The sequence below is a fragment of the Streptomyces sp. NPDC001858 genome (genome assembly GCF_053594615.1).
The window spans coordinates 1-25,881 of record NZ_JBSFEV010000001.1 but is presented as its reverse complement, the minus strand read 5'-3'; the positions used below and the strand labels follow the sequence as shown (position 1 = coordinate 25,881).

At 70.7% G+C, this 25,881-nt stretch carries 26 protein-coding genes and 1 rRNA gene; 9 read left to right on the top strand and 18 right to left on the bottom strand.

Going from position 1 to position 25,881, the window contains the following annotated elements; translation table 11 throughout:
* Positions 1–350: 350 nt before the first annotated feature.
* The 3 genes from ACWCPF_RS00135 to ACWCPF_RS00125 are packed head-to-tail and all read left to right on the top strand — an operon-like array spanning position 351 to position 2,291.
* Positions 351–1,205, top strand: a complete 855-nt coding sequence (locus ACWCPF_RS00135) for a peptidoglycan-binding protein (RefSeq protein WP_451042698.1) — start codon at positions 351–353, stop codon at positions 1,203–1,205.
* A complete protein-coding gene (locus ACWCPF_RS00130; protein ID WP_451042697.1) occupies positions 1,202–2,164 on the top strand; it encodes a DUF2690 domain-containing protein in 963 nt (320 codons plus the stop codon). Before ACWCPF_RS00135 ends, ACWCPF_RS00130 begins: the two co-directional genes overlap by 4 nt.
* Positions 2,157–2,291: a hypothetical protein gene (locus tag ACWCPF_RS00125; RefSeq protein ID WP_451042696.1), complete on the top strand. Its 135-nt coding sequence runs from the start codon at positions 2,157–2,159 to the stop codon at positions 2,289–2,291. The genes ACWCPF_RS00130 and ACWCPF_RS00125 overlap by 8 nt, the downstream gene beginning before the upstream one ends.
* Here the strand turns inward: ACWCPF_RS00125 and ACWCPF_RS00120 are convergent.
* Positions 2,281–2,598 (bottom strand): type II toxin-antitoxin system PemK/MazF family toxin, encoded by a 318-nt coding sequence (locus ACWCPF_RS00120; protein ID WP_451042695.1) that lies wholly within the window; start codon positions 2,596–2,598, stop codon positions 2,281–2,283. The genes ACWCPF_RS00125 and ACWCPF_RS00120 overlap by 11 nt on opposite strands.
* Positions 2,599–2,690: 92 nt before the next feature.
* Here ACWCPF_RS00120 and ACWCPF_RS00115 point away from each other — a divergent pair, with 92 nt between their 5' ends.
* Positions 2,691–3,476, top strand: coding sequence for a DUF4253 domain-containing protein (locus tag ACWCPF_RS00115; RefSeq protein WP_451042694.1), 786 nt, complete (start codon positions 2,691–2,693; stop codon positions 3,474–3,476).
* Positions 3,477–3,576: 100 nt separating this feature from the next.
* Here ACWCPF_RS00115 and ACWCPF_RS00110 read toward each other — a convergent pair whose 3' ends face one another.
* The gene (locus ACWCPF_RS00110) at positions 3,577–4,788 is read right to left on the bottom strand and encodes a cytochrome P450 family protein (RefSeq protein WP_451042693.1); all 1,212 of its coding nucleotides are present in this window, start codon (positions 4,786–4,788) and stop codon (positions 3,577–3,579) included.
* Positions 4,789–5,188: 400 nt separating this feature from the next.
* On the opposite strand from ACWCPF_RS00110, the gene ACWCPF_RS00105 reads away from it, so the two are divergent.
* Positions 5,189–5,458, top strand: a complete 270-nt coding sequence (locus ACWCPF_RS00105; protein ID WP_451042692.1) for a hypothetical protein — start codon at positions 5,189–5,191, stop codon at positions 5,456–5,458.
* On the opposite strand, the gene ACWCPF_RS00100 is transcribed toward ACWCPF_RS00105, so the two are convergent.
* The gene (locus ACWCPF_RS00100) at positions 5,398–6,618 is read right to left on the bottom strand and encodes a helix-turn-helix domain-containing protein (protein ID WP_451042691.1); all 1,221 of its coding nucleotides are present in this window, start codon (positions 6,616–6,618) and stop codon (positions 5,398–5,400) included. The two genes, ACWCPF_RS00105 and ACWCPF_RS00100, sit on opposite strands and share 61 nt — an antisense overlap.
* A gap of 187 nt (positions 6,619–6,805) precedes the next feature.
* Here ACWCPF_RS00100 and ACWCPF_RS00095 point away from each other — a divergent pair, with 187 nt between their 5' ends.
* Positions 6,806–7,570, top strand: coding sequence for a DUF4232 domain-containing protein (locus ACWCPF_RS00095; RefSeq protein WP_451042690.1), 765 nt, complete (start codon positions 6,806–6,808; stop codon positions 7,568–7,570).
* A gap of 14 nt (positions 7,571–7,584) precedes the next feature.
* Here ACWCPF_RS00095 and hemB read toward each other — a convergent pair whose 3' ends face one another.
* The 6 genes from hemB to ACWCPF_RS00065 form a co-directional block, all read right to left on the bottom strand.
* On the bottom strand, positions 7,585–8,577 hold the full coding sequence (hemB, locus tag ACWCPF_RS00090; RefSeq protein WP_451042689.1) for a porphobilinogen synthase: 993 nt from the start codon (positions 8,575–8,577) through the stop codon (positions 7,585–7,587).
* A 155-nt stretch (positions 8,578–8,732) separates the two neighbouring features.
* Complete coding sequence (locus ACWCPF_RS00085) at positions 8,733–10,439, bottom strand: uroporphyrinogen-III synthase (protein ID WP_451042688.1); 1,707 nt, start codon at positions 10,437–10,439, stop codon at positions 8,733–8,735.
* Positions 10,436–11,392 carry a hydroxymethylbilane synthase gene (gene hemC / locus ACWCPF_RS00080; RefSeq protein ID WP_451042687.1) on the bottom strand — a complete coding sequence of 319 codons (957 nt, stop codon included), beginning with the start codon at positions 11,390–11,392 and terminating at the stop codon, positions 10,436–10,438. The genes ACWCPF_RS00085 and hemC overlap by 4 nt, the downstream gene beginning before the upstream one ends.
* A gap of 5 nt (positions 11,393–11,397) precedes the next feature.
* A complete protein-coding gene (locus tag ACWCPF_RS00075; protein ID WP_451042686.1) occupies positions 11,398–13,146 on the bottom strand; it encodes a glutamyl-tRNA reductase in 1,749 nt (582 codons plus the stop codon).
* Positions 13,143–13,910: a redox-sensing transcriptional repressor Rex gene (locus ACWCPF_RS00070; protein ID WP_451042685.1), complete on the bottom strand. Its 768-nt coding sequence runs from the start codon at positions 13,908–13,910 to the stop codon at positions 13,143–13,145. Before ACWCPF_RS00070 ends, ACWCPF_RS00075 begins: the two co-directional genes overlap by 4 nt.
* A gap of 261 nt (positions 13,911–14,171) precedes the next feature.
* The gene (locus tag ACWCPF_RS00065; protein WP_451042684.1) at positions 14,172–14,444 is read right to left on the bottom strand and encodes a glutaredoxin family protein; all 273 of its coding nucleotides are present in this window, start codon (positions 14,442–14,444) and stop codon (positions 14,172–14,174) included.
* Between the two features lie 102 nt (positions 14,445–14,546).
* On the opposite strand from ACWCPF_RS00065, the gene ACWCPF_RS00060 reads away from it, so the two are divergent.
* From ACWCPF_RS00060 to ACWCPF_RS00050, 3 genes are all read left to right on the top strand, one after another.
* A complete protein-coding gene (locus tag ACWCPF_RS00060; protein ID WP_451042683.1) occupies positions 14,547–15,494 on the top strand; it encodes an HAD family hydrolase in 948 nt (315 codons plus the stop codon).
* Between the two features lie 428 nt (positions 15,495–15,922).
* On the top strand, positions 15,923–16,699 hold the full coding sequence (locus tag ACWCPF_RS00055) for an ECF subfamily RNA polymerase sigma factor, BldN family (RefSeq protein ID WP_358800607.1): 777 nt from the start codon (positions 15,923–15,925) through the stop codon (positions 16,697–16,699).
* Positions 16,700–16,978: 279 nt separating this feature from the next.
* Positions 16,979–18,217, top strand: coding sequence for a DUF5667 domain-containing protein (locus ACWCPF_RS00050; protein ID WP_451042682.1), 1,239 nt, complete (start codon positions 16,979–16,981; stop codon positions 18,215–18,217).
* Positions 18,218–18,370: 153 nt separating this feature from the next.
* Here ACWCPF_RS00050 and ACWCPF_RS00045 read toward each other — a convergent pair whose 3' ends face one another.
* The 9 genes from ACWCPF_RS00045 to rrf all read right to left on the bottom strand — a co-directional run bounded on the left by ACWCPF_RS00045 (position 18,371) and on the right by rrf (position 25,733).
* The gene (locus ACWCPF_RS00045; RefSeq protein WP_451042681.1) at positions 18,371–19,432 is read right to left on the bottom strand and encodes a lysophospholipid acyltransferase family protein; all 1,062 of its coding nucleotides are present in this window, start codon (positions 19,430–19,432) and stop codon (positions 18,371–18,373) included.
* A 14-nt stretch (positions 19,433–19,446) separates the two neighbouring features.
* Entirely contained in the window at positions 19,447–20,538 is a 1,092-nt protein-coding gene (locus ACWCPF_RS00040; protein ID WP_451042680.1) for an NAD-dependent epimerase/dehydratase family protein, read from the bottom strand.
* Positions 20,539–20,822: 284 nt separating this feature from the next.
* Positions 20,823–20,921 carry a 30S ribosomal protein bS22 gene (locus ACWCPF_RS00035; protein WP_003948845.1) on the bottom strand — a complete coding sequence of 33 codons (99 nt, stop codon included), beginning with the start codon at positions 20,919–20,921 and terminating at the stop codon, positions 20,823–20,825.
* Between the two features lie 188 nt (positions 20,922–21,109).
* Positions 21,110–21,322 (bottom strand): helix-turn-helix domain-containing protein, encoded by a 213-nt coding sequence (locus ACWCPF_RS00030; RefSeq protein ID WP_004984898.1) that lies wholly within the window; start codon positions 21,320–21,322, stop codon positions 21,110–21,112.
* 134 nt (positions 21,323–21,456) lie between these two features.
* Entirely contained in the window at positions 21,457–22,272 is an 816-nt protein-coding gene (locus tag ACWCPF_RS00025; protein WP_451042679.1) for a phosphatase, read from the bottom strand.
* 179 nt (positions 22,273–22,451) lie between these two features.
* Positions 22,452–23,624, bottom strand: a complete 1,173-nt coding sequence (locus tag ACWCPF_RS00020) for an acetoin utilization protein AcuC (RefSeq protein ID WP_451042678.1) — start codon at positions 23,622–23,624, stop codon at positions 22,452–22,454.
* The gene (locus ACWCPF_RS00015) at positions 23,575–24,807 is read right to left on the bottom strand and encodes an MFS transporter (protein WP_451042677.1); all 1,233 of its coding nucleotides are present in this window, start codon (positions 24,805–24,807) and stop codon (positions 23,575–23,577) included. Before ACWCPF_RS00015 ends, ACWCPF_RS00020 begins: the two co-directional genes overlap by 50 nt.
* 91 nt (positions 24,808–24,898) lie before the next feature.
* Complete coding sequence (locus ACWCPF_RS00010; protein WP_451042676.1) at positions 24,899–25,543, bottom strand: HAD family hydrolase; 645 nt, start codon at positions 25,541–25,543, stop codon at positions 24,899–24,901.
* Between the two features lie 73 nt (positions 25,544–25,616).
* Positions 25,617–25,733 (bottom strand): 5S ribosomal RNA (gene rrf / locus ACWCPF_RS00005).
* Between the last annotated feature and the right edge of the window lie 148 nt (positions 25,734–25,881).

Genomic DNA, 25,881 nt, shown 5'->3' with positions numbered 1-25,881 from the left:
AGGGCGAAGTCGGCTGCGGTTCGGCAGCGCCCGGAAGGGGCGCGGGGAACTGCGCGACCAGCCACGACGGCGCCGCACCGGAACGACGGCACATCGCCGCACCTCCAGCGGAGCGCCTAGCGCGTTCGGTTCGTCGGTGACGACAAGAGACTGCGGGGCGGCCGACGACGACCGCCACAGCCGCCGCCGAAGTGACGGCTTCCCGGGACGTCCCACCCCCTGACCTGCGCGAACACCACCGCCGGGGACGGTCTGCCGGGACGGCTGTGACAGACGTGGTTCCGCTCATGCAGAATTCGACGAAGCGGGGGGCCGCCGATCATGGCCATGACCATCTCTGGGGGGAACCCATGGCGCGCCGCGCAGCGCTGCCCGACGAACTCGACCCGACTGCCCGGCAGTTGGTGGAGCAGTTACGCCGACTGAAGGACCACAGCGAGCTGAGCATGCGTCAGCTGGCGACGAAGACGGGGTACAGCCAGAAGTCGTGGGAGCGGTATCTGGGCGGCAGGGCGCTGCCGCCCCGCGAGGCCGTGGAGGCCCTGGCCCGGATCTGCGGCGACGACCCGGTCCGCCTGCTCGCCCTGCACGAGGTGGCCGCCGACACCTGGCCCACCCCACGCCCGACCACATCCCCGTCGTCCCCGTCATCCCCGTCATCCCCGTCGTCCCATTCCTCCCACTCCTCCCCGTCCTCCCCCGCCGAACCGGAGCCGCCCGCCACTGCCGAGATGCCTGCCACTGCCGAGATGTCGGCCGCCGCCGTGCGCACCCGCGTCCCCGGACGCTCGCTGCGCATAGCGCTCGGGGCGGGCGCGGTCGCCCTCGTCCTGGCCGTCTCCTCGACCGTGCTGCTCGTCATGCGTCTCAACGACGACGGCGACCCGCACGCGGCCGTCGCCGTCCCGCCCGCCGCCTCGACGTCCCCGCCGGCTCCGGTGTACACCTGCGCGATCGAGCAGACCGACGGCCTCTGGTACGCGGGCATCAGCCGCACGCAGAACACCGAGATCTTCTACGGCAGCGTCGGCCCCGAGGTGGCCGAGGCGCAGTGCCTGCTGCGCCGGGCGGGCATCTCGCCGGGCGGCATCGACGGGCAGTTCGGCCCGCTGACGCAACGCGCGGTCAAGGCCATGCAGCAGCGGGCCGGCCTGATCATGGACGGCATCGTCGGACCGAACACCTGGAAGGCACTGCGCGGATGACGCCCGCACCGGGAGGCGCGCGACTGACGGCGGCGCTGAAGGAGCTGAAGGACCGCACCGGCCTCAGCCTGGCCCGCCTCGCCGCCGGGACCACGTTCAGCAAATCCTCCTGGGAGCGCTACCTGAACGGCAGGTCGCTGCCGCCCCGCCAGGCGGTGCAGGAGCTGTGCCGCCTGGCCGGAGAGCCGGACGGGCGCTGCCTGGCGCTGTGGGAGATCGCGAAGTCGGAGCTCTCGGCGACCCCGCAGGGCGGCGGCCCGAAGGAACCGCCCCCGCAGGCGCCGCCCCCGCTCCCCTCCCCGCCGGCATCTCCCACCCCTCCCCCGGAGGAGAGCACTCCGGTTCCGGTCGGGCATCGGGGTGCGGCAGCCGCGGCGATCCTGGCGTCGGTGTGCGCGGTGGCGTTCGGGGCCGTCGCCCTGACGCTTCTCCTCCTCCCGGAGAGGAACCCCGCGCCCCGGCCGTCGGCGACCCCGTCCGCCGGCGGCCCGCAGTGCCGGGCGACCGCGTGCGAGGGCAAGAGTCCGGCGGCCATGAACTGCGGGGCCTCGCCGGACACCCTCGCCGAGCACGTCACCGCCACCGGAGCCTCGATCCAGCTGCGCTACAGCAGGGTGTGCGGCACGAGTTGGGCGCGGATGTGGGGTGCGCGGATCGGCGACCGCGTCGAGTCACGGGCGGCCGGGAGCGCCGTCCGCCCCCATGTCGCGCGGGTCGAGAACCAGGTGCAGGCGGACACGTACGTCACCACGGCCATGACGGCGACCGTGCTCGGCACGGTCGTCGAGGCCTGCTTCATGCCGGTGGCGGGCGACGGAAAGGAGTGCTTCGAGGCCCGGGCGGTGCATGCCACGACGGAACCGACTCCAGGCGCTCACACGTCCTCCGAGCGACGGACATCGGGAACACAGGTGGGAGGAGGGCCAGTTGGGCAGCCTGCACGACCCGTCGATGGGTGACGTACTGATCGGCTTCCTGCTGATCGGAGGGATGGGCGTACTCATCCCGGCCGCAGTCGTGCTCCCCCTCGTCGGCCTGGGAATCTGGCTGTCGCACCGCTGGCGCGGGCGGCGCGTCAGAGACTGAGCACGGCCCGCAGCGCGGTGTCGACGCTCTCCATCTCGTCCGCGGGGACGTCGCCGTGGTACTTGCCGTCCTCGAAGCGGGTCAGCCGGAAGTTGTACAGATCCGGGGCGACGACCATCCCGCGCAGCGGCATCGACACGCGCACGGTGACCAGCGACTCCGGCCGCTCCCCCGAGGTGTCGAGCAGGGCGCACAGGACAGCGCCCGAATGCAGCTCGGCCACATGGTCGTTCTGCACGACGACGACCGTGCGATCCCGGCCCACGGTGGAGACCGTCCACACCTGTCCACGCTTCAGTTCTCCCACCCCGTGAGCTTACTGGCCGAACCGCACGACCTCGCACCACGCCCGCTCGCCCGCTCATGCCGATGTCAGTGCCGCCCCTTACAGTCACCACCATGGCGACTCTTCCCAACCCGCTGCCCAAGCTGGCGTCCGACCCGAGCGGGCGTTCCCTCGGGCTTCAACTCCCGCCCGGGAGACTGATCGACGAGACGGGCGACGGTCCGTGGCACGAGCCGTTGCTGTGGCACTCGGAGCAATCCGCGTCCTCCGGCAACTGGACGGCCCTGGGCGCGCCGGCGGGGCGGGCGGGGCTGCTTCCGGTCCTGGTCGACCTCGGCGGCTCCCAAGGCGGCCCGCAGGAATGGGAGTTGATGCCGGACGAGGTCTCCTATCCGGGGGATCACGACGCGGAGGAGGTCCTCGCGGAGTACTGGGAGGAGTGCGCGGCGCAGGGCGAGGAGTGGCCGGGCCTCGCCGCCTCCCCCGCCCTGACGGCGGACCCCGACGCGCGCGCCGCGCAGATCGCCGACTCCCTCGCGGAGCAGGGGCCTTCCTGGTTCAGGTCGCCGTATCTGGCGCTGGTGCCCGCCCGGCGCAGCGCGGACGTCCCGGCGGCGCTCGGCTGGTCCGGCCCGGTCAACCACGAGAGCGACACGGCACGGCTGAGCGCCGTCCTGCGCTCCTGGGAGGACCGCTTCGGCATACGCGTCGTCGGCCTCGGCTTCGACGTCCTCGCCGTGTCCGTGGCCGCCCCGCCCACCACGGTCGAGGAAGCGGAGCAGATCGCCGCCGAGCACTTCGCGTTCTGCCCGGACAACATCCTCCAGGGCCCGGGCACCCTGGCGGCCTACGCCCAGCAGCTCGTCGGCGAACCCACCTGGACCTTCTGGTGGGACTGACCCGCGCTCAGGCGGGCGGCACGGCCGTCCCGGGCGACTCCGGCGACTCTGGCCCTCGAAGCGTTCCGAGGGCCAGGCGCCGCAGGACGAACAGCCGGCTTCAGTGCAGGTGCACGGGCAGCGTGGACACGCCGTTCATGAGCCATCCGGGGATGCGCGTCAGGTCCTCCGCGGGCACCGCCAGTCGCAGCTGCGGGTATCGCTCGATCAGCGTGCTGAACACAACGTGAGCCTCGGCCCGGGCCAGCGGTGCGCCCAGGCAGTAGTGGATGCCGTGGCCGAAGGCGAGATGGCTGTTCGACTCGCGGGTGATGTCCAGCGTGTCACCCGCGGGGAACTGCTCCTCTTCCCGGTTGATGCCCATCAGCGCGAAGTGCACCAGATCGCCCTCGGCGAGCGTCACATCGCCCACCTCGATCGGCTTCGCGACGCGGTACGGCAGGGTGATCTGGACGGGGCCGTCGAAGCGCAGGACCTCCTCGATCGCGGAGTCCATGAGCTCGGGGCGCTCGCGGAGGAGTTCGAGCTGATCGCGGTGGGTGAGCAGGGCCCGCATGCCGTTGCTGAGCAGGTGAACCGTGGTCTCGTAGCCGGCGAGCAGCAGGACGACGACCATCGAGGTGAGTTCGTCCTCGGTGAGCGCGTCGTCGCCGTCACGTGCGGCGACGAGATCCGACAGCAGGTCGTCCTCAGGCTTGAGCCGCCTCAAGTTGATCAGTTCCCGGCTGTACTCGAGGATGGCGGTCGCGCCCTTCTCGAACTCCTCGAAGCTGTACATGCCGGGATTCACGACCACGTTGGTCCACTCGCGGAACTGGGCGTGATCGTTCTCCGGGATGCCGAGCAGCTCGCGGATCACGTTGAACGGCAGCGGAGACGCCAGCGCGGTGACCAGGTCGATGGGTTCCCCCTGATCGGCGGCGGCGAGGAGTTCGTCGGTCAGCTCCTGGATGCGAGCAGTCAGCTTCTCGACCTTGCGCCGGGTGAACACCGGGACCACCAGCTTCCGCAGGCGGGTGTGCTCCGGCGGGTCGCTGAACAGCACGATCGTGTGCAGGCCGCGCGCCACGTCCTCGGGAAGTTGGTCGGCGTAGGGGCCGATGCGCCAACCACCCCTCATCAGTCGCGGATCGGCCAGCAGCGCGCGCGTCTCCGCATAACCGGTCACCATCCAGGCCGGCATTCCGGTGGGATGCGCAAAAGAATGGACCGGCCCCTGGGCTACCAGGGCGGCGTACATGGCGTGCCGCTCGTCGCCCAGGACGGCAGTGAACGGACTGGGTTCGGCTTCAGTGTTCGTGGGGTCAGACACGGTGGCTCTTTTCGCAGGGGCAGTTACGTGGCATCTGCAACTAGCAGACGCGTCGGATGTCGACGGTTCCGCCGTCCGCGTCACGGTCAGACCCCTGCATGCGCCAAGTTCAGATACGTCTGGGGCACGCGGACTCTGTGCGTCGCCAGACCATCCGGCTCCGTCAAACTCCTCACGCAGTAACCAAGTTGGTTGGGTACCGGGCATGAAGACACCGGCCACCCGCCCGCTGTAACAGCCCGCGACTGAGACGTGGACCACACCGGGTGTCACGGACCGTCCCACAACCCGTCCCAGGCGAGCACTGTTTCCGCAGGTCAAACACCCTGGGACCGAACCGGCGTCCCAACCTTCCCGCCGACCATGGCGGTCCACGGGCGATCCGGCACAGGCTGGTCCCATGCCCACACGCCGTACCCGCCGCCGCACCCGCCGTCGCGTCCGTCCGCTGGCCGCCGCCCTGACCGTCGCCGCCGCGCTCACCCTGACGGCGTGCCACGACGGCCAGGGCCTGCGCGACGAGGGCCCGTCGAGCGCCGTCACCCTGAACGGCTCCGGCCCCCTGCCCGGCGGCTCCTACGGCTACGGCTACGGCTCCTACGGCTACGACTACGGCGTGTCGAACGACCCCGCCGGCCCCCACGCGGAGCCGCCGAGCGGGAACTCGTAGCCGGGCCGCCCGTTGTTGCCGCTGGTGCGGAACGGCTTGCCGTCGTCGTCGAGGGTCAGCGTGCCGTGCCGTGACCCGCTGGACCAGGTCAGCTCCAGCTGCCAGCGCACGTCGTACGCGGAGGCGTCGGCGCTCACGTAGTAGATCTCCGGGTCGAACGCGCTCACCTTGAACGGGAAGTCGGGGTGCCCCGCCTCGGGCACCAGCGCGGGCCGTGCCGCGTCGAGGGCGACGGTGAAGTACCGCGTCGGCACCCCGCCGCCGCAGCCGACCCCGGGATAGCCCATCGCGAAGTCGCTCCACGCCGGCGGCGAACGCTTCGCCACCGTACGGACCTTGACGTCCTCCACGACGACGGTCTCCGCGCCGGTCCCCTGCACGGTGAACTCCAGAAGCTGGTTCCCCGACGACACGGCCCCGTGCGCGGCCACCCAGGCGGGCGCGTCCTGTTCGAGGGGCGGCGGGGCGACCTGCCCCGGCTCCCGGTCGATCAGATAGTGCTGCGAACAGGGATCCGCCCAGGCGTAGGGCCGGGCCCGCACGGTCAGCGGGGCGGCCTCGGAGTCCTGCACACCGCCGCTCGCCGCCCCCTTCCCCTGCACGGACGCCGCCGCGCCCACGGGAGCGCCGTCGGAGTCCCCGTCCCGCCCCGAGCCACCGGACGGCAGACTCAGCGAGAGCGCGAGGGCGACGGACCCGAGCCCGGCCACGACCCCGACCCCGGCCAGCAACAACGGCCGACGCCGCCACCCCCGCGCGCCGCGCTCCTCCGGGACGACCCCGACGTTCACGACACCGACGTCCACGACACCGAAATCCACAACGTCGGCATCCGCCTCCGCCTCCACGGTGGAATCGGAACCGTCGGTCTTGTCCCCCTCACCACCGCCGCCGCCACCCCCGTCGGCGGCCGGCTTCCGCCCCCGGACCGCATCCGCCAGCACCCACCGCCGGTGCAGTTCGACGAGCTCCTGCGGGGACGCCTTGCAGAGCCGGGCCAGCCGCTCGACGGGGGCGTAGTCCGTCGGGACGGCGTCCCCGTTGCAGTAGCGGTGCAGCGTCGACGTACTCATGTGGAGCCGCTTCGCGAGCGTCCCGTAACTGAGCCCGGACCGCTCCTTCAACTCCCGCAGCAACTCCGCGAACTCGGCCGTAGACACCGTTCCCCACTCCCCATGTCCCATCCCGGCGTTCCAGGGATGGCGTGTTTGCCCAGGTCAGACCCGTTGCCGGCGTTCCAGCATCCCGGATCGTCGGCCAGGCATGGCAGCTGGGACGGATCCCCTCCCAAGCTGTGGCCATCCAAGCACGTCGCTCCAACCCGCCATCCCTGAAGAGGACTTGACCATGCGCATCCGCCGCACCCGCCACCTGCTCGCCCTCACCGCCCTGGCGGCCCTCGCCCTCACGGCCTGCGAGAACGGGACGGACGTCCAGGACGAGGGCGCGTCGAAGCCGACATCGTCGGCGCAGACGCCCACCGCCACCCAGCCGACCCCCACCACGGACGCGACCACCGACGCCGACGCGACGCCCGGCACGGGCACCGGAACAGGGACCGGGACGGGCACGTCGACCGGAACGGGATCGGGCACCGCCTCCACCCCGGCGCAGAACCCGCCGGCCCAGGCGCCGGCCGCGGCCGCCGAGGCGACGCTGCCCGCCGACCCGGGGGACCCCGCGAACCGGGTCACGTGCAACGGCTCGAACACCAAGGTCACCGCGCAGACCCTGACCCGTCCCCTGAACCACATGCTGCTCACGGTCACCAACACCGGCAGCAAGATCTGCGACCTCCACTACTACCCGGTCCTGAAGTTCGACGGCGCGCAGTCGGTGCCGCCGGTGGACGAGGACACGCAGCCGCAGGCCGTGACGACCCTCGCGCCCGGCGAGTCCGGCTACGCGGGCGTGCGGCTGTCCGCCGCCGACGGCAGCGGCGAGGGCGGCACGACCTCCAAGAACCTGACGATCTACTTCAAGGGCAGGAACCCGAGCAGCGACGGCGGCGCGCCCGCGAAGCCGTCGCTGCCCGCGGGCGGCGTCTACTACGACAACTCGCTGACCGTGACGTACTGGCAGCAGAGCATGGAGGACGTCCTGTCCTGGTGAAGGGCGTGAGGGGGCTACCGCAGCTTCTGGGCCGCCTCCGTGGCCCAGTAGGTGAGGATGTTCCGCGCCCCGGCCCGCTTGATGCCGGTCAGCGTCTCGAAGATCGCCCGGTCCCGGTCGACCCAGCCCTTCTCGGCGGCGGCCTCGATCATCGAGTACTCGCCGGAGATCTGGTAGGCGGCCACGGGCACGTCCACCGCGTCCGCGACCCGCGCCAGGATGTCGAGGTAGGGCCCGGCCGGCTTGACCATGACCATGTCGGCGCCCTCTTCGAGATCGAGCGCGAGCTCGCGCAGCGACTCCCGGACATTGGCCGGATCCTGCTGGTAGGTCTTCCGGTCCCCCTGCAACGAGGACCCGACGGCCTCCCGGAACGGTCCGTAGAACGCGGACGAATACTTTGCGGTGTAGGCGAGGATCGCGACATCCTCCCGCCCGATCTGGTCGAGGGCGTCGCGGACGACGCCGATCTGGCCGTCCATCATCCCGCTGGGCCCCACCACATGCGCCCCGGCATCGGCCTGGACCTGGGCCATCTCGGCATACCGCTCCAGGGTGGCGTCGTTGTCGACGCGCCCTTCGGAGTCCAGCACCCCGCAGTGGCCGTGATCGGTGGTCTCGTCGAGGCACAGATCGGACATCACCAGCAGCTCGTCGCCGACCTCGGCGCGGACGTCGCGAAGGGCGACCTGAAGGATCCCGTCCGGATCGGTCCCGGCGGTCCCGAGCGCGTCCTTCTTGGACTCCTCCGGCACCCCGAAGAGCATGATCCCGGAGACCCCCGCCTGCACGGCCTCCAGCGCGGCCTTCTTCAGACTGTCGCGGGTGTGCTGCACGACCCCGGGCATGGCCTGGATCGGCACCGGCTCGCTCACGCCCTCCCGCACGAACGCGGGGAGGATGAAATCAGCCGGGTGCAGCCGGGTCTCCGCGACCATGCGCCGCATGACAGGAGTGCTCCGCAGCCGCCGAGGCCGCGACCCGGGAAAAGAACCGTACGTCGTCATAGGCCTAACGCTACGCCTGCTTTCCAGCCCGTCCGGCGCTTGAGGACGAGGCCGTCCAGGCCGAAGGGGGTCTGGGGGCGCAGCCCCCAGGGACGGGAACGGGAAGGGGCGGCGGGGGCGAAAAACCCCTCACCGCCCCACCCCGCTCCACTACGTCAGGTGGCCCTGCGTCGCCGAGCCCCCGGCCGCCGCTCACTCGGCCGGCTCACCTGGTCGCCCGCCTCCTGCGCAGCCGCCCGCCGCCGCAGGCCGTAGTCGGCCAGCGCCTCCGCGAGCTTGTGCACGGACGGCTCCGGAGCCATCACGTCCACCCGCAGACCGTGCTCCTGCGCGGTCTTGGCGGTGGCCGGCCCGATGCACGCGATGACCGTCACGTTGTGCGGCTTGCCGGCGATCCCGACCAGGTTGCGCACCGTGGAGGACGACGTGAACAGAACGGCGTCGAACCCGCCCCCCTTGATCGCCTCCCGGGTCTCCGCCGGCGGCGGCGAGGCCCGCACGGTCCGGTAGGCGGTGACGTCGTCGACCTCCCAGCCCAGCTCGATCAGCCCGGCGACCAGCGTCTCCGTGGCGATGTCGGCCCGCGGCAGGAACACCCGGTCGATCGGGTCGAAGACCGGGTCGTAAGGCGGCCAGTCCTCCAACAGGCCCGCCGCGGACTGCTCCCCGCTCGGCACCAGATCCGGCTTCACGCCGAAGGCGACCAGCGCCTTGGCGGTCTGCTCGCCCACGGCCGCGACCTTGATGCCCGCGAAGGCACGCGCGTCGAGCCCGTACTCCTCGAACTTCTCCCGCACGGCTTTCACCGCGTTCACCGAGGTGAAGGCGATCCACTCGTACCGGCCCGTCACCAGGCCCTTGACCGCCCGCTCCATCTGCTGCGGGGTCCGCGGCGGCTCGACGGCGATCGTCGGCACCTCGTGCGGCACGGCTCCGTACGACCGCAGTTGGTCGGAGAGCGACACCGCCTGCTCCTTCGTCCGCGGCACGAGCACCTTCCAGCCGAACAGCGGCTTGGACTCGAACCATGACAACTGGGCGCGCTGGGCGGGTGCGGAACGCTCGCCGACCACCACTATCACCGGCCGGCCGCCCTCGGGCGAGGGCAGCGCCTTCGCCTGCTTCAGGGTCTGCGCGATCGTGCCGAGGGTCGCCGTCCACGTGCGCTGCCGGGTCGTCGTCCCGGCCACCGTGACCGTCATCGGCGTATCGGGCTTGCGCCCCGCCGACACCAGTTCCCCGGCGGCCGAGGCCACGGAGTCCAGCGTCGTCGACACGACGACGGTGCCGTCCGACGCCCCGACCTCCGTCCAGCAACGGTCCGAAGCGGTCCGCGCGTCGACGAAGCGGACGTCCGCGCCCTGCGCGTCGCGCAGCGGCACACCGGCGTACGCGGGCACGCCGACGGCGGCCGCGACACCGGGTACGACCTCGAAGGGGACGCCGGCCGCCGCGCACGCGAGCATTTCCTCCGCCGCGTACGTATCCAGTCCCGGGTCCCCGGACACCGCACGGACGACCCGCCTGCCGCCCCGCGCGGCCTCCATGACAAGATGTGCGGCATCGCGCACAGCGGGTACCTCAACGGTTGTTGACTTACCGTCAACAATGGTCGGGAGGGGCGCGCCCGTGCCCGGAAGAGGGTCCGACGAAGGACCCGCTTCCGCGTTCACGACGGCGACGCCCGGCCTCGCGTGCGACCGTACGACGTCGAGCACCTCGTGCTCGGCGACGAGGACGTCCGCGTGCGCCAGCGCCTCCACGGCGCGCAGAGTCAGTAGTCCCGGATCCCCGGGTCCGGCACCCAGAAAGGTGACGTGCCCGTGTTCAGGACCAGCGGCTGGAAGGGTGGTGGGGCTCACTGTGCTCGCTCCCCCATCAGACCGGCCGCGCCCTGGGCAAGCATCTCGGCGGCGAGTTCGCGACCGAGCGCCATTGCCCCGTCGTGCGTCTCGGGCACGGGACCGGTGGTGGACAGCTGCACCGTACGAGTGCCGTCGGTCGTGCCGACGACGCCGCGCAGGCGCATTTCTTTGACAATCTGCCCGTCGGCCAGCAGGTCGGCCAGCGCGCCCACAGGGGCGCTGCAACCGGCCTCCAGGGCGGCGAGCAGGGACCGTTCGGCGGTCACGGCGGCCCGGGTGAACGGGTCGTCGAGCTCACCGAGAGCGGCGACGAGGTCCGCGTTGGCCGCGGCGCATTCGATCGCCAGTGCTCCCTGGCCGGGAGCGGGCAAAACCGTGTCTATCGACAGGAAGTCGGTGACCTCGTCGAGGCGGCCCATGCGGCTCAGGCCGGCTGCGGCCAGCACGACCGCGTCCAGCTCGCCCTCGTGCACGTACCGGATCCGCGTGTCGACGTTCCCGCGGATCGGCACCGTCTCGATGTCCAGCCCGTGGGTGCGCGCGTACGCGTTCAGCTGCGCCATGCGGCGCGGCGAACCGGTGCCTATGCGCGCCCCGCGCGGCAGATCGGTGAACTTCAGCGCGTCCCGGGCGACGATCACGTCGCGGGGGTCCTCGCGCACCGGTACGGCGGCCAGGACGAGGTCCTCGGGCTGCGCGGTCGGCAGGTCCTTCAGCGAGTGAACCGCGAAGTCGACCTCGCCTTTGGCCAGCGCCTCGCGCAGCGCGGTCACGAAGACTCCCGTGCCGCCGATCTGTGCGAGCTGCTCGCGGGAGACATCGCCGTAGGTGGTGATCTCGACGAGCTCCACGGGCCGTCCGGTCACCTGGCTCACGGCGTCCGCGACCTGCCCGGACTGGGCCATGGCGAGTCTGCTTCGCCTCGTCCCCAGTCTCAGTGCCTTACTCATGCCGTTCATGCCGGCCCTCGGTTCTCTGCGTTCTTCTCGGTGCTTTCCTCGGCCCGGGACACGGCGGCCACCGATTCCGGGTCGAGGTCGAACAGGGTCCGCAGCGCGTCCGCGTACCCGGCGCCGCCGGGCTCGGCCGCGAGCTGCTTGACCCGTACGGTCGGCGCGTGCAACAGCTTGTCGACGACCCGCTTCACGGTCTGCGTGATCTCGGCGCGGTGCTTGTCGTCCAGCCCGGGCAGCCGCCCGTCGAGCCGGGCGATCTCGTTCGCCACCACATCGGCGGCCATGGCGCGCAGGGCGACCACGGTCGGCGTGATGTGCGCGGCCCGCTGCGCGGCGCCGAACGCGGCGACCTCGTCGGCGACGATCCGCCGCACCTGGTCGACGTCGGTGGCCATCGGAGCGTCGGCCGAGGCCTCCGCCAGCGACTCGATGTCGACCAGCCGCACCCCGGCGAGCCGGTGCGCGGCCGCGTCGACGTCCCGCGGCATCGCGAGGTCGAGCAGGAAGAGGACGGGCTGCGGGCGGACGGCCGTGGGCACCGACTCGGGCCGACGGCGCTCGGGGATCCGGCCGACGGTGGCGGCGGTCGCGGCGAGCGCGGTGATCAGCTCGGCGTCGGTCTCGGGGCTGCGGCGGGCGGCGAGCCGCCGGTCCACGGTCGCGTTGTCGACCCAGGCGGCGTGCTGCTCCAGCGTGGCCGCGTCCATGCCGGCCACGGCGGCCTCCCCCATCACGGAGAAGCCGGACGTCGGCTGCACGGGGGCCTGCTGGACGGCGGCCAGGTCGAGCGGACAGCCCTCGTCGGCCCCGATGGAGGTGGGCGGCAACGACCGCACACCGTCCGGGGCCTCGGCGTCGAAGGCGACGGAGGCGGCGGAGGCATCGAAGGCGGCGGCGGGCACGCCCGTGCGGCCCTCGACGGCCGCGGCGATCGCCTCCGCCGTCAGGACCAGGCCCGTAGCCCCGGTACAGGAGACGGCCACATCGGCACGTGTCAGCTCGGCCGGCACCGATTCCATCGGTACCGCACGGGCCGACACGCCCGAGCCGTCGGCTTCGACGAGTATCTGGGCGAGCCGCTCGGCGCGGTCGAAGGTCCGGTTGGCGACGACGATCTCGGCGACCCCGGCGCGCGCGAGCGTGGCGGCGGCCAGCGAGGACATCGAGCCGGCGCCGATGACCAGCGCCCGCTTGCCCCGCGCCCACTCCTGCACGTCCCCGCCCGCGGCCAACTGCTCCAGGCCGAACGTGACCAGGGACTGCCCGGCGCGGTCGATGCCGGTCTCGGAGTGAGCGCGCTTGCCGACCCGCAGCGCCTGCTGGAACAGGTCGTTCATCAGCCGCCCGGCGGTGTGCAGCTCCTGCGTCCGGGCCAGCGAGTCCTTGATCTGCCCGAGGATCTGCCCCTCGCCGACGACCATCGAGTCCAGCCCGCAGGCCACCGAGAAGAAGTGGTGGACGGCCCGGTCCTCGTAATGCACATAGAGGTAGGGGGTGAGCTCCTCCAGGCCGACGCCGCTGTGCTGGGCGAGCAGCGTGGACAGCTCGGCGACGCCCGCGTGGAACTTGTCCACGTCGGCGTACAGCTCGATCCGGTTGCAGGTGGCGAGGACGCCGGCCTCGGCGGCCGGTTCGGCGGCGACCGTGTCCTGGAGCAGCTTGAGCTGGGCGTCCGTGGACAGCGAGGCCCGCTCCAGCACGCTCACGGGTGCGCTGCGGTGGCTCAGTCCGACGACGAGGAGACTCATGCCGGCATCACGGCGGGTACGTCCCCGTCGGGTCCCTGGTCGGGGGCGGAGGCGCCCTGGCCGACGGGCGCGGCCAGGGCGGCTTCGTTCGCCGCGGCCTCCTCGCCGGCCTTGCGCTGCTCGTGGAAGGCGAGGATCTGCAGCTCGATGGAGAGGTCGACCTTGCGCACGTCGACGCCGTCCGGCACGGCCAGCACGGTCGGCGCGAAGTTCAGGATGGAGGTGACCCCGGCGGCCACGAGCCGGTCGCAGACCTGCTGGGCGACGGACGGCGGAGTGGTGATCACGCCGATCGACACGCCGTTGTCGGAGATGATCTTCTCCAGGCCGTCGCTGTGCTGCACGGAGATCCCGGCGACCTGCTTGCCGGCCATCGTGGGATCGGCGTCGATGAGCGCCGCGACCCGGAATCCACGCGAGGCGAACCCCCCGTAATTGGCGAGGGCCGCGCCGAGGTTGCCGATGCCGACGATGACGACCGGCCAGTCCTGGGTGAGACCCAGCTCACGGGAGATCTGGTAGACGAGATATTCGACGTCGTAGCCGACACCGCGCGTTCCGTAGGAACCCAGGTAGGAGAAATCCTTGCGCAGCTTGGCGGAGTTGACGCCCGCCGCGGCCGCGAGCTCCTCGGAGGAGACCGTGGGTACCGAGCGCTCCGACAGTGCGGTCAGCGCGCGAAGGTACAGCGGAAGCCGGGCGACGGTGGCCTCGGGAATCCCTCGGCTACGGGTCGCCGGTCGGTGAGTTCGGCCAGTTGCCACGGTGCTCCTGCGGGTAGAGCGGGGCTGCAGGCGGTCACACGTACCCGGACCGCCCCGTCGACAGCAGGCTATGTCTTTGTGAACGCGTGCACAAAGATGGTGTCCGATTTGCCCGCCCAACGTGACCGGGGTCACGCGTGTCATTCCAGGGGGCAAAACCGCCACTCTCCTCGTGAATCCCGCCCCCGAGACAAAGCCGCCATCGATCCTAAACGACGATCGGTACAGCCTTGTACTACATGGTCAGTTCGGCCGACCCGATCACCCGGTCAGCTCCTTGCGCAACCGCCCCTCGTCCACCCGCCAGAACGTGTGCTGACGGCCGTCCACCAGGACCACCGGAATCTGCTCCCAGTACTGGTCGTAGAGGTCCCGGTCCTCGGCGATGTCTTTCTGCTCCCAGGGCACGCCGAGTTCCGCGCAGACCTTTTCGATCACGAGCTCCGCGTCGTCGCACAGATGACAACCGGACTTGCGAATGAGCGTGACCGACCGCTCGCGGGGGTCGGCCTTACGTCGAAAGAGGGGAGTCATACCGCCATTCTCGCGCTTCTTTAACGGCCCGGTCGCGGAGAGTTCACACCCTGCGAACCTCGTGCCTGCGGAACCACCGAACAGACTGGCTATGCTCACGCCATGGCCGCTCTAGGATGGCTCACTCCCCGTAGGCGCTCCGCCACGGCGCGGAGCGTGTTGGCAGGCGAGGCCTCGGCGGAGGCAGCCCGCAAGTCCACTCAGGAAGCACAGGACGCGCTCGACGCCCAGGACAGCCTGGACGCTTCCGACCGGGAACCGCAGTTCCCCGTGCACGGCGACGCGCTGGCCGCCGCCTTCTTCGACCTCGACAACACCGTGATGCAGGGCGCCGCGCTCTTCCACTTCGGCCGCGGCCTGTACAAACGGAAGTTCTTCGAGACCCGCGACCTGGCCCGCTTCGCCTGGCAGCAGGCGTGGTTCCGGCTGGCCGGCGTCGAGGACCCCGAACACATGCAGGAGGCCCGCGACTCGGCGCTGTCGATCGTCCAGGGCCACCGCGTCGCCGAGCTGATGTCCATCGGCGAGGAGATCTACGACGAGTACATGGCCGAGCGCATCTGGCCGGGCACCCGCGCCCTCGCCCAGGCCCACCTGGACGCCGGCCAGAAGGTGTGGCTCGTCACAGCCGCCCCGGTCGAGATCGCCCAGGTGATCGCCCGCCGCCTCGGCCTCACCGGCGCGCTGGGCACGGTCGCGGAGTCGGTCGACGGCGTCTACACCGGCAAGCTGGTCGGCGAGCCCCTGCACGGCCCCGCGAAGGCGGAGGCGGTGCGCGCGCTGGCGGCGGCGGAGGACCTGGACCTCGCCCGCTGCGCCGCCTACAGCGACTCCCACAACGACATCCCGATGCTGTCGCTCGTCGGCCACCCCTACGCCATCAACCCCGACAGCAAGCTCCGCAAGCACGCCCGCAAGCTCGACTGGCGGCTGCGCGACTACCGCACGGGCCGCAAGGCGGCGAAGGTCGGCATCCCGGCGGCGGCCGGCGTGGGCGCGGTGGCGGGCGGCACGGCGGCGGCGATCGCCCTGTCCCGCCGCCGGCGCTGACCCGAGGCACACCGGACACACGAGAACACACGCGTCACACAAGAAGCGGCCGAGGCGGTTGTAGTACCGCCTCGGCCGCTTTCGTCATGCCGCCCGACAACACCCCACACTCACGAGCAAACCCGGCCAATCCAACGGTCGTACCCCCGTAACCGCACATCCAGTCCTGTTGTCCGCGCACAGCCACAACACGCCCCGTACCGACCCGAAACTCGAACCGTTTCGATCAACAATCTCTCACCCTGTGCAACTTGATCGAGCGTCAATAGGCCACAGAAGCGACGTAATCGATGATTTGAGCAACTCGGTGTAGCAGGGCCTGCACGAAGCGTTATTCTCCTCAAACGCAATCCGGTGCCCCTCCTGTCGCTACGACGGGTGAACGGTTCCGTACTGCACGTGATGGAAGCTCTGCCTCTGGGAGTCCCGTGTACCCACACGTCGGGGTTGACACCTCGGGCCTGGCTACGCTGCGCGCAACGGTCGCTACGGTCCAGGACCTGTTGCGCGGCTTCGTCCCCACCGCGTACGCCGTCCCCGCCTTCGCCGCCGCACCCGTCGGTCCGTGCTACGCACTGGCCGACGGCACCGCCGCGGTCGGCAGACGAGGACGCACGGCCGGCGCGCCCGCGGCCCGTCGGCCCGCCGCCGACAGCGACAGCGCCCGGATGATGGACCTCGTCGAACGCGCCCAGGCCGGCGAGGCCGACGCGTTCGGACGCCTGTACGACCAGTACAGCGACACGGTCTACCGCTACATCTACTACCGAGTGGGCGGCAAGGCGACCGCCGAAGATCTCACCAGCGAGACGTTCCTGCGCGCCCTGCGCCGCATCGGCACGTTCACCTGGCAGGGCCGCGACTTCGGCGCCTGGCTCGTCACCATCGCCCGCAACCTCGTCGCCGACCACTTCAAGTCGAGCCGCTTCCGGCTCGAGGTGACGACCGGCGAGATGCTCGACGCCAACGAGGTCGAGCGCTCCCCCGAGGACTCCGTCCTGGAGTCCCTCTCCAACGCCGCGCTGCTGGACGCCGTGCGCCGGCTCAACCCCCAGCAACAGGAGTGCGTGACCCTGCGCTTCCTCCAGGGCCTGTCCGTCGCCGAGACCGCGCGCGTGATGGGCAAGAACGAGGGCGCGATCAAGACCCTCCAGTACCGGGCCGTCCGCACCCTCGCCCGTCTCCTCCCGGAAGACGCCCGCTGACCCCGCCCGCCCCTCTCTCCTCCCGCATTCCTCTCCCCCGTCCCCGACGCCACACACTCCGTGACGCCAACTCACCTTCAGTGAAAGTCCGTTGCCTTCCCGATCCGATCATCCGCAGTCCGTAACCCAAGTGCCGCGCCAGTCGTTGTGCGGGATACAGGCTCCCTGTGGTCACCTCCCGGCCGACCCCGATCACTCGATCGTGTGGACCCGGCCGGGAGCGTGCAACCCTCAGGACCCCCGGGGAGTCGACCGTCATGACGAGAGGAGGTGCCGCCAGTGATCGCGAACGTATCGGCGCACCGGCGGGCGAACGCCTTCGCCCAGGCCCTGGAGGAGCAGTCCGACCAGGGCACGGCGGCCGAGCAGACCGAAGGATCACCGCCGGCACCGGCCGCTGCGGACCAGACCGGGCAGGGCCAGCTGCTGGCCCTCGCCACGAGTCTCGCCGAGCTGCCCAAGCCGGAGATGGACCCCGAGGTCAAGGTCGTCCAGCGGGCCCAGTTGGTCGCCGCAATGGAGGCCATGCTGCAGGCGGGTGCCGCGGGAGGCGAAGCGTCGGACCCTTCGGTGCCGGAGCAACGCTCCCACCGGGCCAGGGGCACTCACCGGGCCGGTCCCCTGGGCAAGTTCCGACCACGTTCCCGCCTCGCCAAGGGCCTCACCGCGGGCGGCCTCAGCGTCGGCGTCGCGGCGGGCGCCTTCGGCGGCGTGGCCGCCGCGAGCTCCGACGCCCTCCCGGGCGACGGGCTCTACGGGCTGAAGCGCGGCATCGAGGACTTCAAGCTCAACTACCTGGCCGACGGGGACGGCGAGCGCGGACGCACATATCTCGACCAGGCCTCCACCCGGCTCAGCGAAGCCCGCCGGCTCATGGAACGGGGCCGCAGCGGCGACCTCGACCACGAGTCCCTCGGCGAGATCCGCCGCGCCCTGAACGGCATGCAGCACGACGCCTCGGAAGGCCATCGCCTGCTCCACGAGGCGTACGAACGCGACCCGAACTCCCTCGGCCCCATCCAGGCCCTGGAAGCCTTCTCCCGCTCGCACCGCGAGGTCTGGGGCGCCCTGCGCGACCGCCTGCCGGTCCAGCTCGGCGACGTCAGTCAGCAGGTCTCGTCCGTCTTCGAGGCCATAGACGAAGAGGTCGCCCCGCTGCAGTCCCTGCTCCCGCAACCCCCGGCCCAGGGCGGCGGCGGCACCCGCCAGGGCGGTCCCGGCTCGACGTCCACCGGCACCTCGGACACCGACCACTCGACCACCCCCGGCACCGGCGCCGACACCTCCGAGGGCACCGGCAGCAGCGCCGGCAGCCCCAGCAAGTCGTCCACCTCGGGCAGCACCGGCGAGGACGGCCTCCTCGGCGGCAACACGGGCGGCCTGCTCGACCCCCCGAAGGACACCGGCGTCACCGCCCCGACGACCACCCTCCCCACAACCCAACCCGACGTCACCCTCCCCCCCCTCCTCCCCGGCCTCCTCCCAGGCCTGGGCATCGACAGCGAGGACGAGCAGTAACACCCAACACAACGGCGGTGGGGGTGCCCTTCTCAAGAAGGGCACCCCCACCGCCGTACTACTGACCTCGCACCGCTCCGCGGGCTTCGCCCGGCTGCGCCGGACTCCGTCCGCCGGCTCACCGGAGCGCCAGCCCCGGCACACGGCCACCCGTCAGAAGAACACCGACCGCCGCTGCACCAGCAGTTTGTAGAGCGTGTGCTGGATCTGTTCTCTCACCTGGTCCGTCAGGTTGAACATCAGCATGGGGTCCTCCGCCGCCTCCGGCGGGTAGCCGTCCGTGGGGATCGGTTCGCCGAACTGGATCGTCCACTTGGTCGGCAACGGGATGCCGCCCAGGGGGCCCAGCCAGGGGAACGTCGGCGTCAGCGGGAAGTACGGGAAGCCCAGCACCCGCGCCAACGTCTTGGCGTTGCCGATCATCGGGTAGATCTCCTCCGCCCCGACGATCGAGCACGGGATGATCGGAGCCCCCTGCCGCAGGGCCGTGGAGACGAAGCCGCCCCGGCCGAACCGCTGCAGCTTGTACCGCTCGCTGAAGGGCTTCCCGATGCCCTTGAAGCCCTCCGGCATCACCCCGACCACCTCGCCCTGCGCCAGCAGCCGTTCGGCGTCCTCCGCGCAGGCAAGGGTGTGACCGAGCTTGCGGGCCAGCTCGTTGACCACCGGCAGCATGAACACGAGGTCGGCCGCGAGGAGCCGCAGATGCCGTCCCGCCGGGTGATGGTCGTGGACGGCGACCTGCATCATCAGGCCGTCCATCGGAACCGTCCCGGAGTGGTTGGCGACGATCAGCGCGCCACCCTCCGCCGGGATGTTCTCGACGCCCTTCACCTCGACCCGGAAGTACTTCTCGTACACCGGCCGCAGCAGGGACATCAGGACCTGGTCGGTCAGTTCCTCGTCATAGCCGAAGTCGTCGACCTCGTAGTCGCCCGTGAGGCGCCGGCGCAGGAAGGCCAGCCCGCCCGCGATCCGCCGCTCAAGGCCGCCCCCGTCCTCGCCCGACCGTTCCTCACCCGTCACAGGAACATCATCCTGCCCGATCGCCCTGGTGGGCAGGGGCTGGACCTCACCGACCTCGCCGATCTCCCGGACCGGCGCGGGCTCGCCGTTCCTGCGCCGGCTCCCCGCACCCCGGCGCCGGGGCGGCCGCGCCACGGCGCTCCCCCGGGTCCGGTCGTCGTCGAACGGAATGACCTTGGCGTCCGCCATCGTTGATGCGCTCCTCAGTTGGCGCTCTGCGTCGGGGGGTGGGCCGGCCGCCCGGCCGGGGACCGGCCGCCGCCCGACAGCGGCAGCGGCACCGCGGCGATCCGGTCGACGGCCGCGGCGACGGCCTCGGGCGGCAGCAGTCCCGGCCCGTGACTGCGCGCGAACTCCGCGAACGTCTCGGCCGTGGTGTACCGGGGTGTGAACCCCAGCGTCTCGCGCATCTGGACCGTCGACACGACCCGGCCGTGGGTGAGCAGCCGGATCTGCTCGGGCGAGAAGTCCGTCATGCCGAGCGTACGCACCAGGGACCCCGCCCAGGTGACGGCCGGCAGCAGCAGCGGCACCGTGGGCCGCCCGAGCCGCCGCGAACACTGCGACAGCAACAGCACGCCGTCCCCGGCGATGTTGAAGGTGCCGCTGTTCAGCGTGCCCCGCTCCGGATCGTGCGAGGCGATCCGCAGCACCTCGATCACATCGTCCTCGTGCACGAACTGCAGCCGGGGGTCGTAGCCGAACACGGTCGGCAGCACGGGCAGCGAGAAGTACGAGGCGAGCGGCGTCTCGGCGGTGGGCCCGAGGATGTTCGCGAACCGCAGCACGCACACGGCGACATCGGGCCGCCGCCGGGCGAAGCCCCGCACATACCCCTCCACCTCGACCGTGTCCTTCGCGAAGCCGCCGCTCGGCAACGACTTGGCCGGCGTGGTCTCGGTGAACACGGCGGGATCCCGCGGCGCGGACCCGTACACGTTCGTGCTGGACTTCACGACGAGCCGCTTCACCTGCGGCGACTTCTGACACGCCCCGAGCAGCTGCATGGTCCCGATGACGTTGGTCTCCTTGACCGTCGTCCGGCTGCCACTGCCGAGCGCGGTCGCCGTCACGTCCAGGTGGACGACCGTGTCCGCACCGCTCTCGGCGAGCACCCGCGCGATGGTGGGCTGCCGGATGTCGGCCTGGATGAAGTCGGCGCCCCCGAGATGGTGCTCGGGCCGCACGGCGTCCACGGCGACCACCCGGTCGACCTGTGGGTCACGCTGGATCCGTCGTACGAACCGGCCCCCCAGCTGACGGGCCACTCCGGTAACGAGCACGACCTTCCCCAAGATCAGCGCCTTCCTTCCGTCCTGGAACCGCTGCCGCCCTGCCGAGTTCCCCGTCTGCGGGCCAACTTAGCGGGTCGGTGTTGCGCTGTGATGACCGCGCGATGCGCGAGGTGACCAGAACGTGCGGTCGTACGCCCGGATCGGCCATGATGCCCGTCCAGGCATACGCACGGCGTTCAGCCGACCGCACGACCCGTGCACATACGTGTGGCCCCCCACCGATAACACGGTGGGGGGCCACACGACGCCAACGCGGCTCGCGTCGCGCGAAGTAAGACCAGTGCTTACTTCTTGTTGCGACGCTGAACGCGGGTGCGCTTCAGCAGCTTGCGGTGCTTCTTCTTGGCCATCCGCTTGCGCCGCTTCTTGATAACAGAGCCCACGACTACCCTCGCTCACTTCTCATCACTCGGTGCTGGGCGCCATGGGCCCATACGACCTACGAGGGGCTAGCCTACCCGCCCACGGGCTGAGGTCGTAATCGAGGGGCCGGAGGGGCCCGAGACGGCCCTGAGGCCGGCCCCCTCCAGCCTGAGGTCTGCCCTGCGGACAGACCTCGGGACCTCGGCCGTCAGGCGGTTTCCACCCCCACATAGCTCTCGCGGAGGTACTCGTGAACCGCTTGCTCGGGGACGCGGAAGGACCGCCCCACCCGAATCGCGGGCAGATGACCACTGTGCACCAGCCGGTACACGGTCATCTTCGACACTCGCATCACCGAGGCGACTTCCGCCACGGTAAGGAACTGAACCTCGTTCAGAGGCCTCTCGCCAGCTGCAGCCATGACACACCTGAACCTTCCGCACTCGACTCTTCGGCCACCGGCTTCCCCTTCCGGTGACTCTTCGTCGCTGCGTGCTCACTCCCCAATGTAGGGGCGGGTGATGCGAGTGGGGAAGAGGTGCACCCATCAGCGGCCTACTGTGACAGACACGCTCGATTGAGTACGTAGCGGGTCAGCGGCCTGTAGTAACCGGACCGCACAGCGTCATCAAGTGGAACGACGACGGACACGACCCCCTCGGCCTCCCCCACGAACAGCGCGGGGTCATCGGTGTCCGCCAGCCCGATGGCCTCGAACCCCAGCTGACCTGCCCCGCAGACCCATCCGTGGTCCCCGATCACCAGCTCCGGCAGCGGCCCACCACCCTCGGCGGCCGCGGCCAGAGCGACCCGAACCGGCAGCGGAGAATGACTGTGGACACCGGTCGCACAACCGGCGCGTTCACCCCCGGCCTCCCGGACGACCGCGACCCCCCGTACGTAATCAAGGTTGTGCGTACGTAGACCGAACCGGGTCGTTATGTCGACACAGTGACCCTGCGCCGGGGTGAGGACATCACATCCCGCCGCCGACAAAGCGTCTGCAAGACCGGCGTAGAACCCCAGCAGCCGATGGGGATGCCCGGTGCCGAGGAGCACGGGAGCACCACGCTGGGCAACCGAGGCGAGCCGCGCCGCGAACGCGTCCAGCGCGGCGACCGTCCGCTCGGGATCGATCACATCATGCCCGGACACGCATCCAGGATCGGCCGAAACCCCACACTTGTCCGCCATCAACGCGATCAGATCCCGCTGCCCCCAACTCCATTCAGGATCAAGCCCGATCAACACCCGAGGATCCCGAGCAGCGAACAGCCGATAACTCCGCAGACTCTCCTCCCGCGAGGTGGCCACCACCCCGGCCAGCCGCGCAGCAAGCAGATGCGCCCGAAGGGCCTCGGAACTCAACACACGTCGATGCTGACGCCTGAAAGGCAGCTACAGGACGGAAACGGCACCAACACAGCACCCTTGGCCTAACCGACTCAGCCCGTCCGGCGCTTGAGGACGAGGCCCTTTCAGGGCCGAACGGGGGTCTGGGGGCAGAGCCCCCAGGGTCGGGAATGGGAAGGGGCGGCGGGGGCGAGAAACTACGCCAGGAGCCCCCGCAACGGAAACACCGCCCGCCGAGTGGCCAGCACCGCCTGATCCAAGCGATCAGCGGGGTCGTACCCCGCGTCCCACGCCGCCCACCCCACCGGCCACCGCCCATCGGTCATCCGCCCCGGCCCCAACTGCCGCGTACGAGCGAACACCTCCTGCCGCCAGCTCTCCGGAATCACCGTCTCCGGAGCCACCGGCGCCCCCGCCGCCACCCCCACCAGATGCGCCCACGACCGCGGCACCACCTCCACCACCGCATAGCCGCCCCCGCCCAACGCGACCCACTTCCCCCCGGCGTACTCGTGCGCCAGCTCATGACAGGCCACCTGCACAGCCCGCTGGGCATCGAGCGACACCGCGAGATGGGCCAGCGGATCCTCGAAGTGCGTATCGGCCCCGTGCTGCGTCACCAGCACATCCGGCCGGAAGTCGGCGATCAGCTCCGGCACCACCGCGTGGAACGCCCGCAACCACCCCGCGTCCCCGGTCCCCGCCGGCAGCGCGACGTTCACCGCGGACCCCTCCCCCGCCCCGGCCCCGGTCTCCTCGGGCCACCCCGTCTGCGGGAACAACGTCCGAGGATGCTCGTGCAACGAGATCGTCAGCACGCGCGGATCCTCCCAGAACGCCGCCTGCACCCCGTCCCCGTGATGCACGTCCACGTCCACATACGCGACCCGCTCGGCCCCCAGCTCCAACAACCGCGCAATGGCCAGCGACGCGTCGTTGTAGATGCAGAACCCCGACGCGCCCCCCGGCATCGCATGATGCAACCCGCCCGAGAAGTTCACCGCGTGCAGCGCGTCCCCCCGCCACACGGCCTCCGCAGCGCCCACAGAGAGCCCGGCGATGAGAGCGGACACCTCGTGCATCCCGGCGAAGGCCGGATCGTCCATCGTCCCCAGCCCGTACGACTGATCCGCCGCCCCCGGCTCCACCGACGCCGCCTTGACGGCCGCGACGTAGTCCTCCCGGTGCACCAGCCGCAACGTCGACTCCCCGGCGGGCTTCGCCGCGACGACGTCCAGCTCCCGGTCGAGCCCCAGGGCGCCGACCAGCCTCCGGGTCAGCTCCAGCCGGACCGGATCCATCGGATGCTCGGGCCCGAAGTCATAGCCCGTTACTGCCTCGTCCCACATCAGCTGTGCGCGGCCGCTCATGCCCGCCACCGTATCGGTCCGGTTGAGCGGCGAACGACCGGGCGTACACCAACGTCACCAGCACCAACACCATCGGCACCACCATCGCCCCCCGGTAGCTCCAAGCGTCCCCGAGCGCCCCCACCAACGGCGAACCGACCAGGAAACCGACGTAATTGAAGATATTGAGACGAGCGATCGCCGCATCCGAAGCCCCCGGGAACAACCGCCCCGCCGCCGCGAACGTCTGCGGCACCAGCACGCACAACCCGAACCCCACCAACGTGAACCCCAGCATCCCCACCCACGCCCCGGGCGCGACCGCCACCACCGCGAACCCCGCAGCCGCCACCACAGCCCCCAGCCGCACCACCGCCGCGGCCCCGAACCGCCGCACCCCGACATCCCCGATGGCCCGCCCGAGCAGCGTGGTCACCATATAGACGTTGTACGGGACGGTCGCCAGCTGCTCCGAACTCCCCAGCACGTCCTGCAGATACTTCGCACTCCAGTTGGAGACCGTCGAGTCCCCGATATAGGCGAAGGCCATCACCAGACACAGCGGCAGCAGCACCTTGAAGGCGACACCCGACGCGTCCCCCTCACCGCTCCCCCCGCCACTCCCCTCAGCCGCCCCGGCCTCCGCCTCCCCGTCGACATACCAACGGCTCCCCACCAGAGCGACCGGCAGCAACACCGCCACCACCGGCAGATACGACACCCAGAGCGCGAGATGCCAGTGCGCCCCCGCCCACGCCAGCGAGGCCCCCACGATGCCGCCGAGGCTGAACACCGCATGGAAACTCAGCATGATGCTGCGCCCGTACGTCCGCTGCAGACTCACCCCGAGCATGTTCATCGAGGCGTCCAGCGCCCCCACGGCGAGCCCGAAGACGGCCAGGGCGATCCCCAGCGCGGCCAGCCCCTGCCCCGCCCCGACCCCGAGCAGCGCCAGCAGCACCACCGGCTGGGCCCAGCGCAGCACCCGGCTCGGCGGTATCCGCTTCACCAACTGCTCGGTCGTCACGCTCCCGACGCCGGCCAGGATGGGCACGGCGGCGAGAAAGACGGGCAGCAGCGCGTCCGACACCCCGTACCTGTTCTGGATGGCCGGGATCCGGGTCACGAGCAGAGCGAAGGCGACGCCCTGCGCGAAGAAGCTGAACGCCAACGAAGCCCTACCGCGCCGCAGCACATCTGTCATGGCGGCGAGCGTAGGGCCCCGGCGTACTCGTGGGTAGATCCAGCCAAAGATGAATTCTCCTCAGCTTTGCCGAGCACCCCGCAGAGCCGGCTCAGATCAGCAGGTCGGCCAGCTCCCCCATCCGGGAGAAGAGTCGCGTGGCCCCCGTGAGCCTCGCCGCCGGCGTCATCGCGGTGAACCCGTACACGTCCATCCCGGCCGCCACAGCCGCCTGCACCCCCAGCGGACTGTCCTCGACGACCACACACCGCTGCGGCGCCACCCCCATCCGCTCCGCCGCGTACAGGAAGAGATCCGGAGCCGGCTTGCCCTTGCCGACATCCTGCGAACTGAAGATCCGCGCGTCGTCGAACCACCGGTCGAGCCCCGTCGTCCGATGCCCCACCCGAATCCGCTCATGACTCCCGGACGAGGCCACGCAGTACGGCACCCCGTCCGCGGCCAGTTTCGCGAGGACGTCCACGGCCCCCGCCACGGGCTCCAACTCCCGCTCGAAGGCCGCGAACACCCGCCGGTGAAAGACGTCGTCGAACTCCGCCGGCAACCGCTCCCCCGTGCTCTCCTCGACCAGGTCGTGGACCCGATGCATCGCAGAGCCCATGTAGTCCCGGATGGAGTCCTCGTAGGAGGTGGGGTGCCCGAGCTCGGTCAGATAGTCGGCCAGCAGCCGGTTGGAGATCGGCTCGCTGTCCACGAGGACACCGTCGTTGTCGAAGATCACCAAGTCGTAGCGCATGCCTAGACCCTAAACGAGCCCCAAACGCAGAAAACCCCCGCACCTGACGGTGCGGGGGTTTTCTATAATATTTGTTCGGCGGTGTCCTACTCTCCCACAGGGTCCCCCCTGCAGTACCATCGGCGCTGTAAGGCTTAGCTTCCGGGTTCGGAATGTAACCGGGCGTTTCCCTCACGCTATGACCACCGAAACACTATGAAACTGTGAATCTGCCGCACCATACCGTGACCATGGCATGGGGCCGTTCGTGGTTTCAGAACCAACACAGTGGACGCGAGCAACTGAGGACAAGCCCTCGGCCTATTAGTACCAGTCAGCTTCACCCATTACTGGGCTTC

Bases quoted from the DNA above. Each gene is read 5' to 3' on its own strand.
- ACWCPF_RS00135 (WP_451042698.1), top strand. From the start codon at position 351: ATGGCGCGCCGCGCAGCGCTGCCCGACGAACTCGACCCGACTGCCCGG.
- ACWCPF_RS00130 (WP_451042697.1), top strand. From the start codon at position 1,202: ATGACGCCCGCACCGGGAGGCGCGCGACTGACGGCGGCGCTGAAGGAG.
- ACWCPF_RS00125 (WP_451042696.1), top strand. From the start codon at position 2,157: ATGGGTGACGTACTGATCGGCTTCCTGCTGATCGGAGGGATGGGCGTA.
- ACWCPF_RS00115 (WP_451042694.1), top strand. From the start codon at position 2,691: ATGGCGACTCTTCCCAACCCGCTGCCCAAGCTGGCGTCCGACCCGAGC.
- ACWCPF_RS00105 (WP_451042692.1), top strand. From the start codon at position 5,189: ATGCCCACACGCCGTACCCGCCGCCGCACCCGCCGTCGCGTCCGTCCG.
- ACWCPF_RS00095 (WP_451042690.1), top strand. From the start codon at position 6,806: ATGCGCATCCGCCGCACCCGCCACCTGCTCGCCCTCACCGCCCTGGCG.
- hemB (WP_451042689.1), bottom strand. From the start codon at position 8,577: ATGACGACGTACGGTTCTTTTCCCGGGTCGCGGCCTCGGCGGCTGCGG.
- hemC (WP_451042687.1), bottom strand. From the start codon at position 11,392: ATGAGTAAGGCACTGAGACTGGGGACGAGGCGAAGCAGACTCGCCATG.
- ACWCPF_RS00075 (WP_451042686.1), bottom strand. From the start codon at position 13,146: ATGAGTCTCCTCGTCGTCGGACTGAGCCACCGCAGCGCACCCGTGAGC.
- ACWCPF_RS00065 (WP_451042684.1), bottom strand. From the start codon at position 14,444: ATGACTCCCCTCTTTCGACGTAAGGCCGACCCCCGCGAGCGGTCGGTC.
- ACWCPF_RS00060 (WP_451042683.1), top strand. From the start codon at position 14,547: ATGGCCGCTCTAGGATGGCTCACTCCCCGTAGGCGCTCCGCCACGGCG.
- ACWCPF_RS00045 (WP_451042681.1), bottom strand. From the start codon at position 19,432: ATGGCGGACGCCAAGGTCATTCCGTTCGACGACGACCGGACCCGGGGG.
- ACWCPF_RS00030 (WP_004984898.1), bottom strand. From the start codon at position 21,322: ATGGCTGCAGCTGGCGAGAGGCCTCTGAACGAGGTTCAGTTCCTTACC.
- ACWCPF_RS00020 (WP_451042678.1), bottom strand. From the start codon at position 23,624: ATGAGCGGCCGCGCACAGCTGATGTGGGACGAGGCAGTAACGGGCTAT.
- ACWCPF_RS00015 (WP_451042677.1), bottom strand. From the start codon at position 24,807: ATGACAGATGTGCTGCGGCGCGGTAGGGCTTCGTTGGCGTTCAGCTTC.
- ACWCPF_RS00010 (WP_451042676.1), bottom strand. From the start codon at position 25,543: ATGCGCTACGACTTGGTGATCTTCGACAACGACGGTGTCCTCGTGGAC.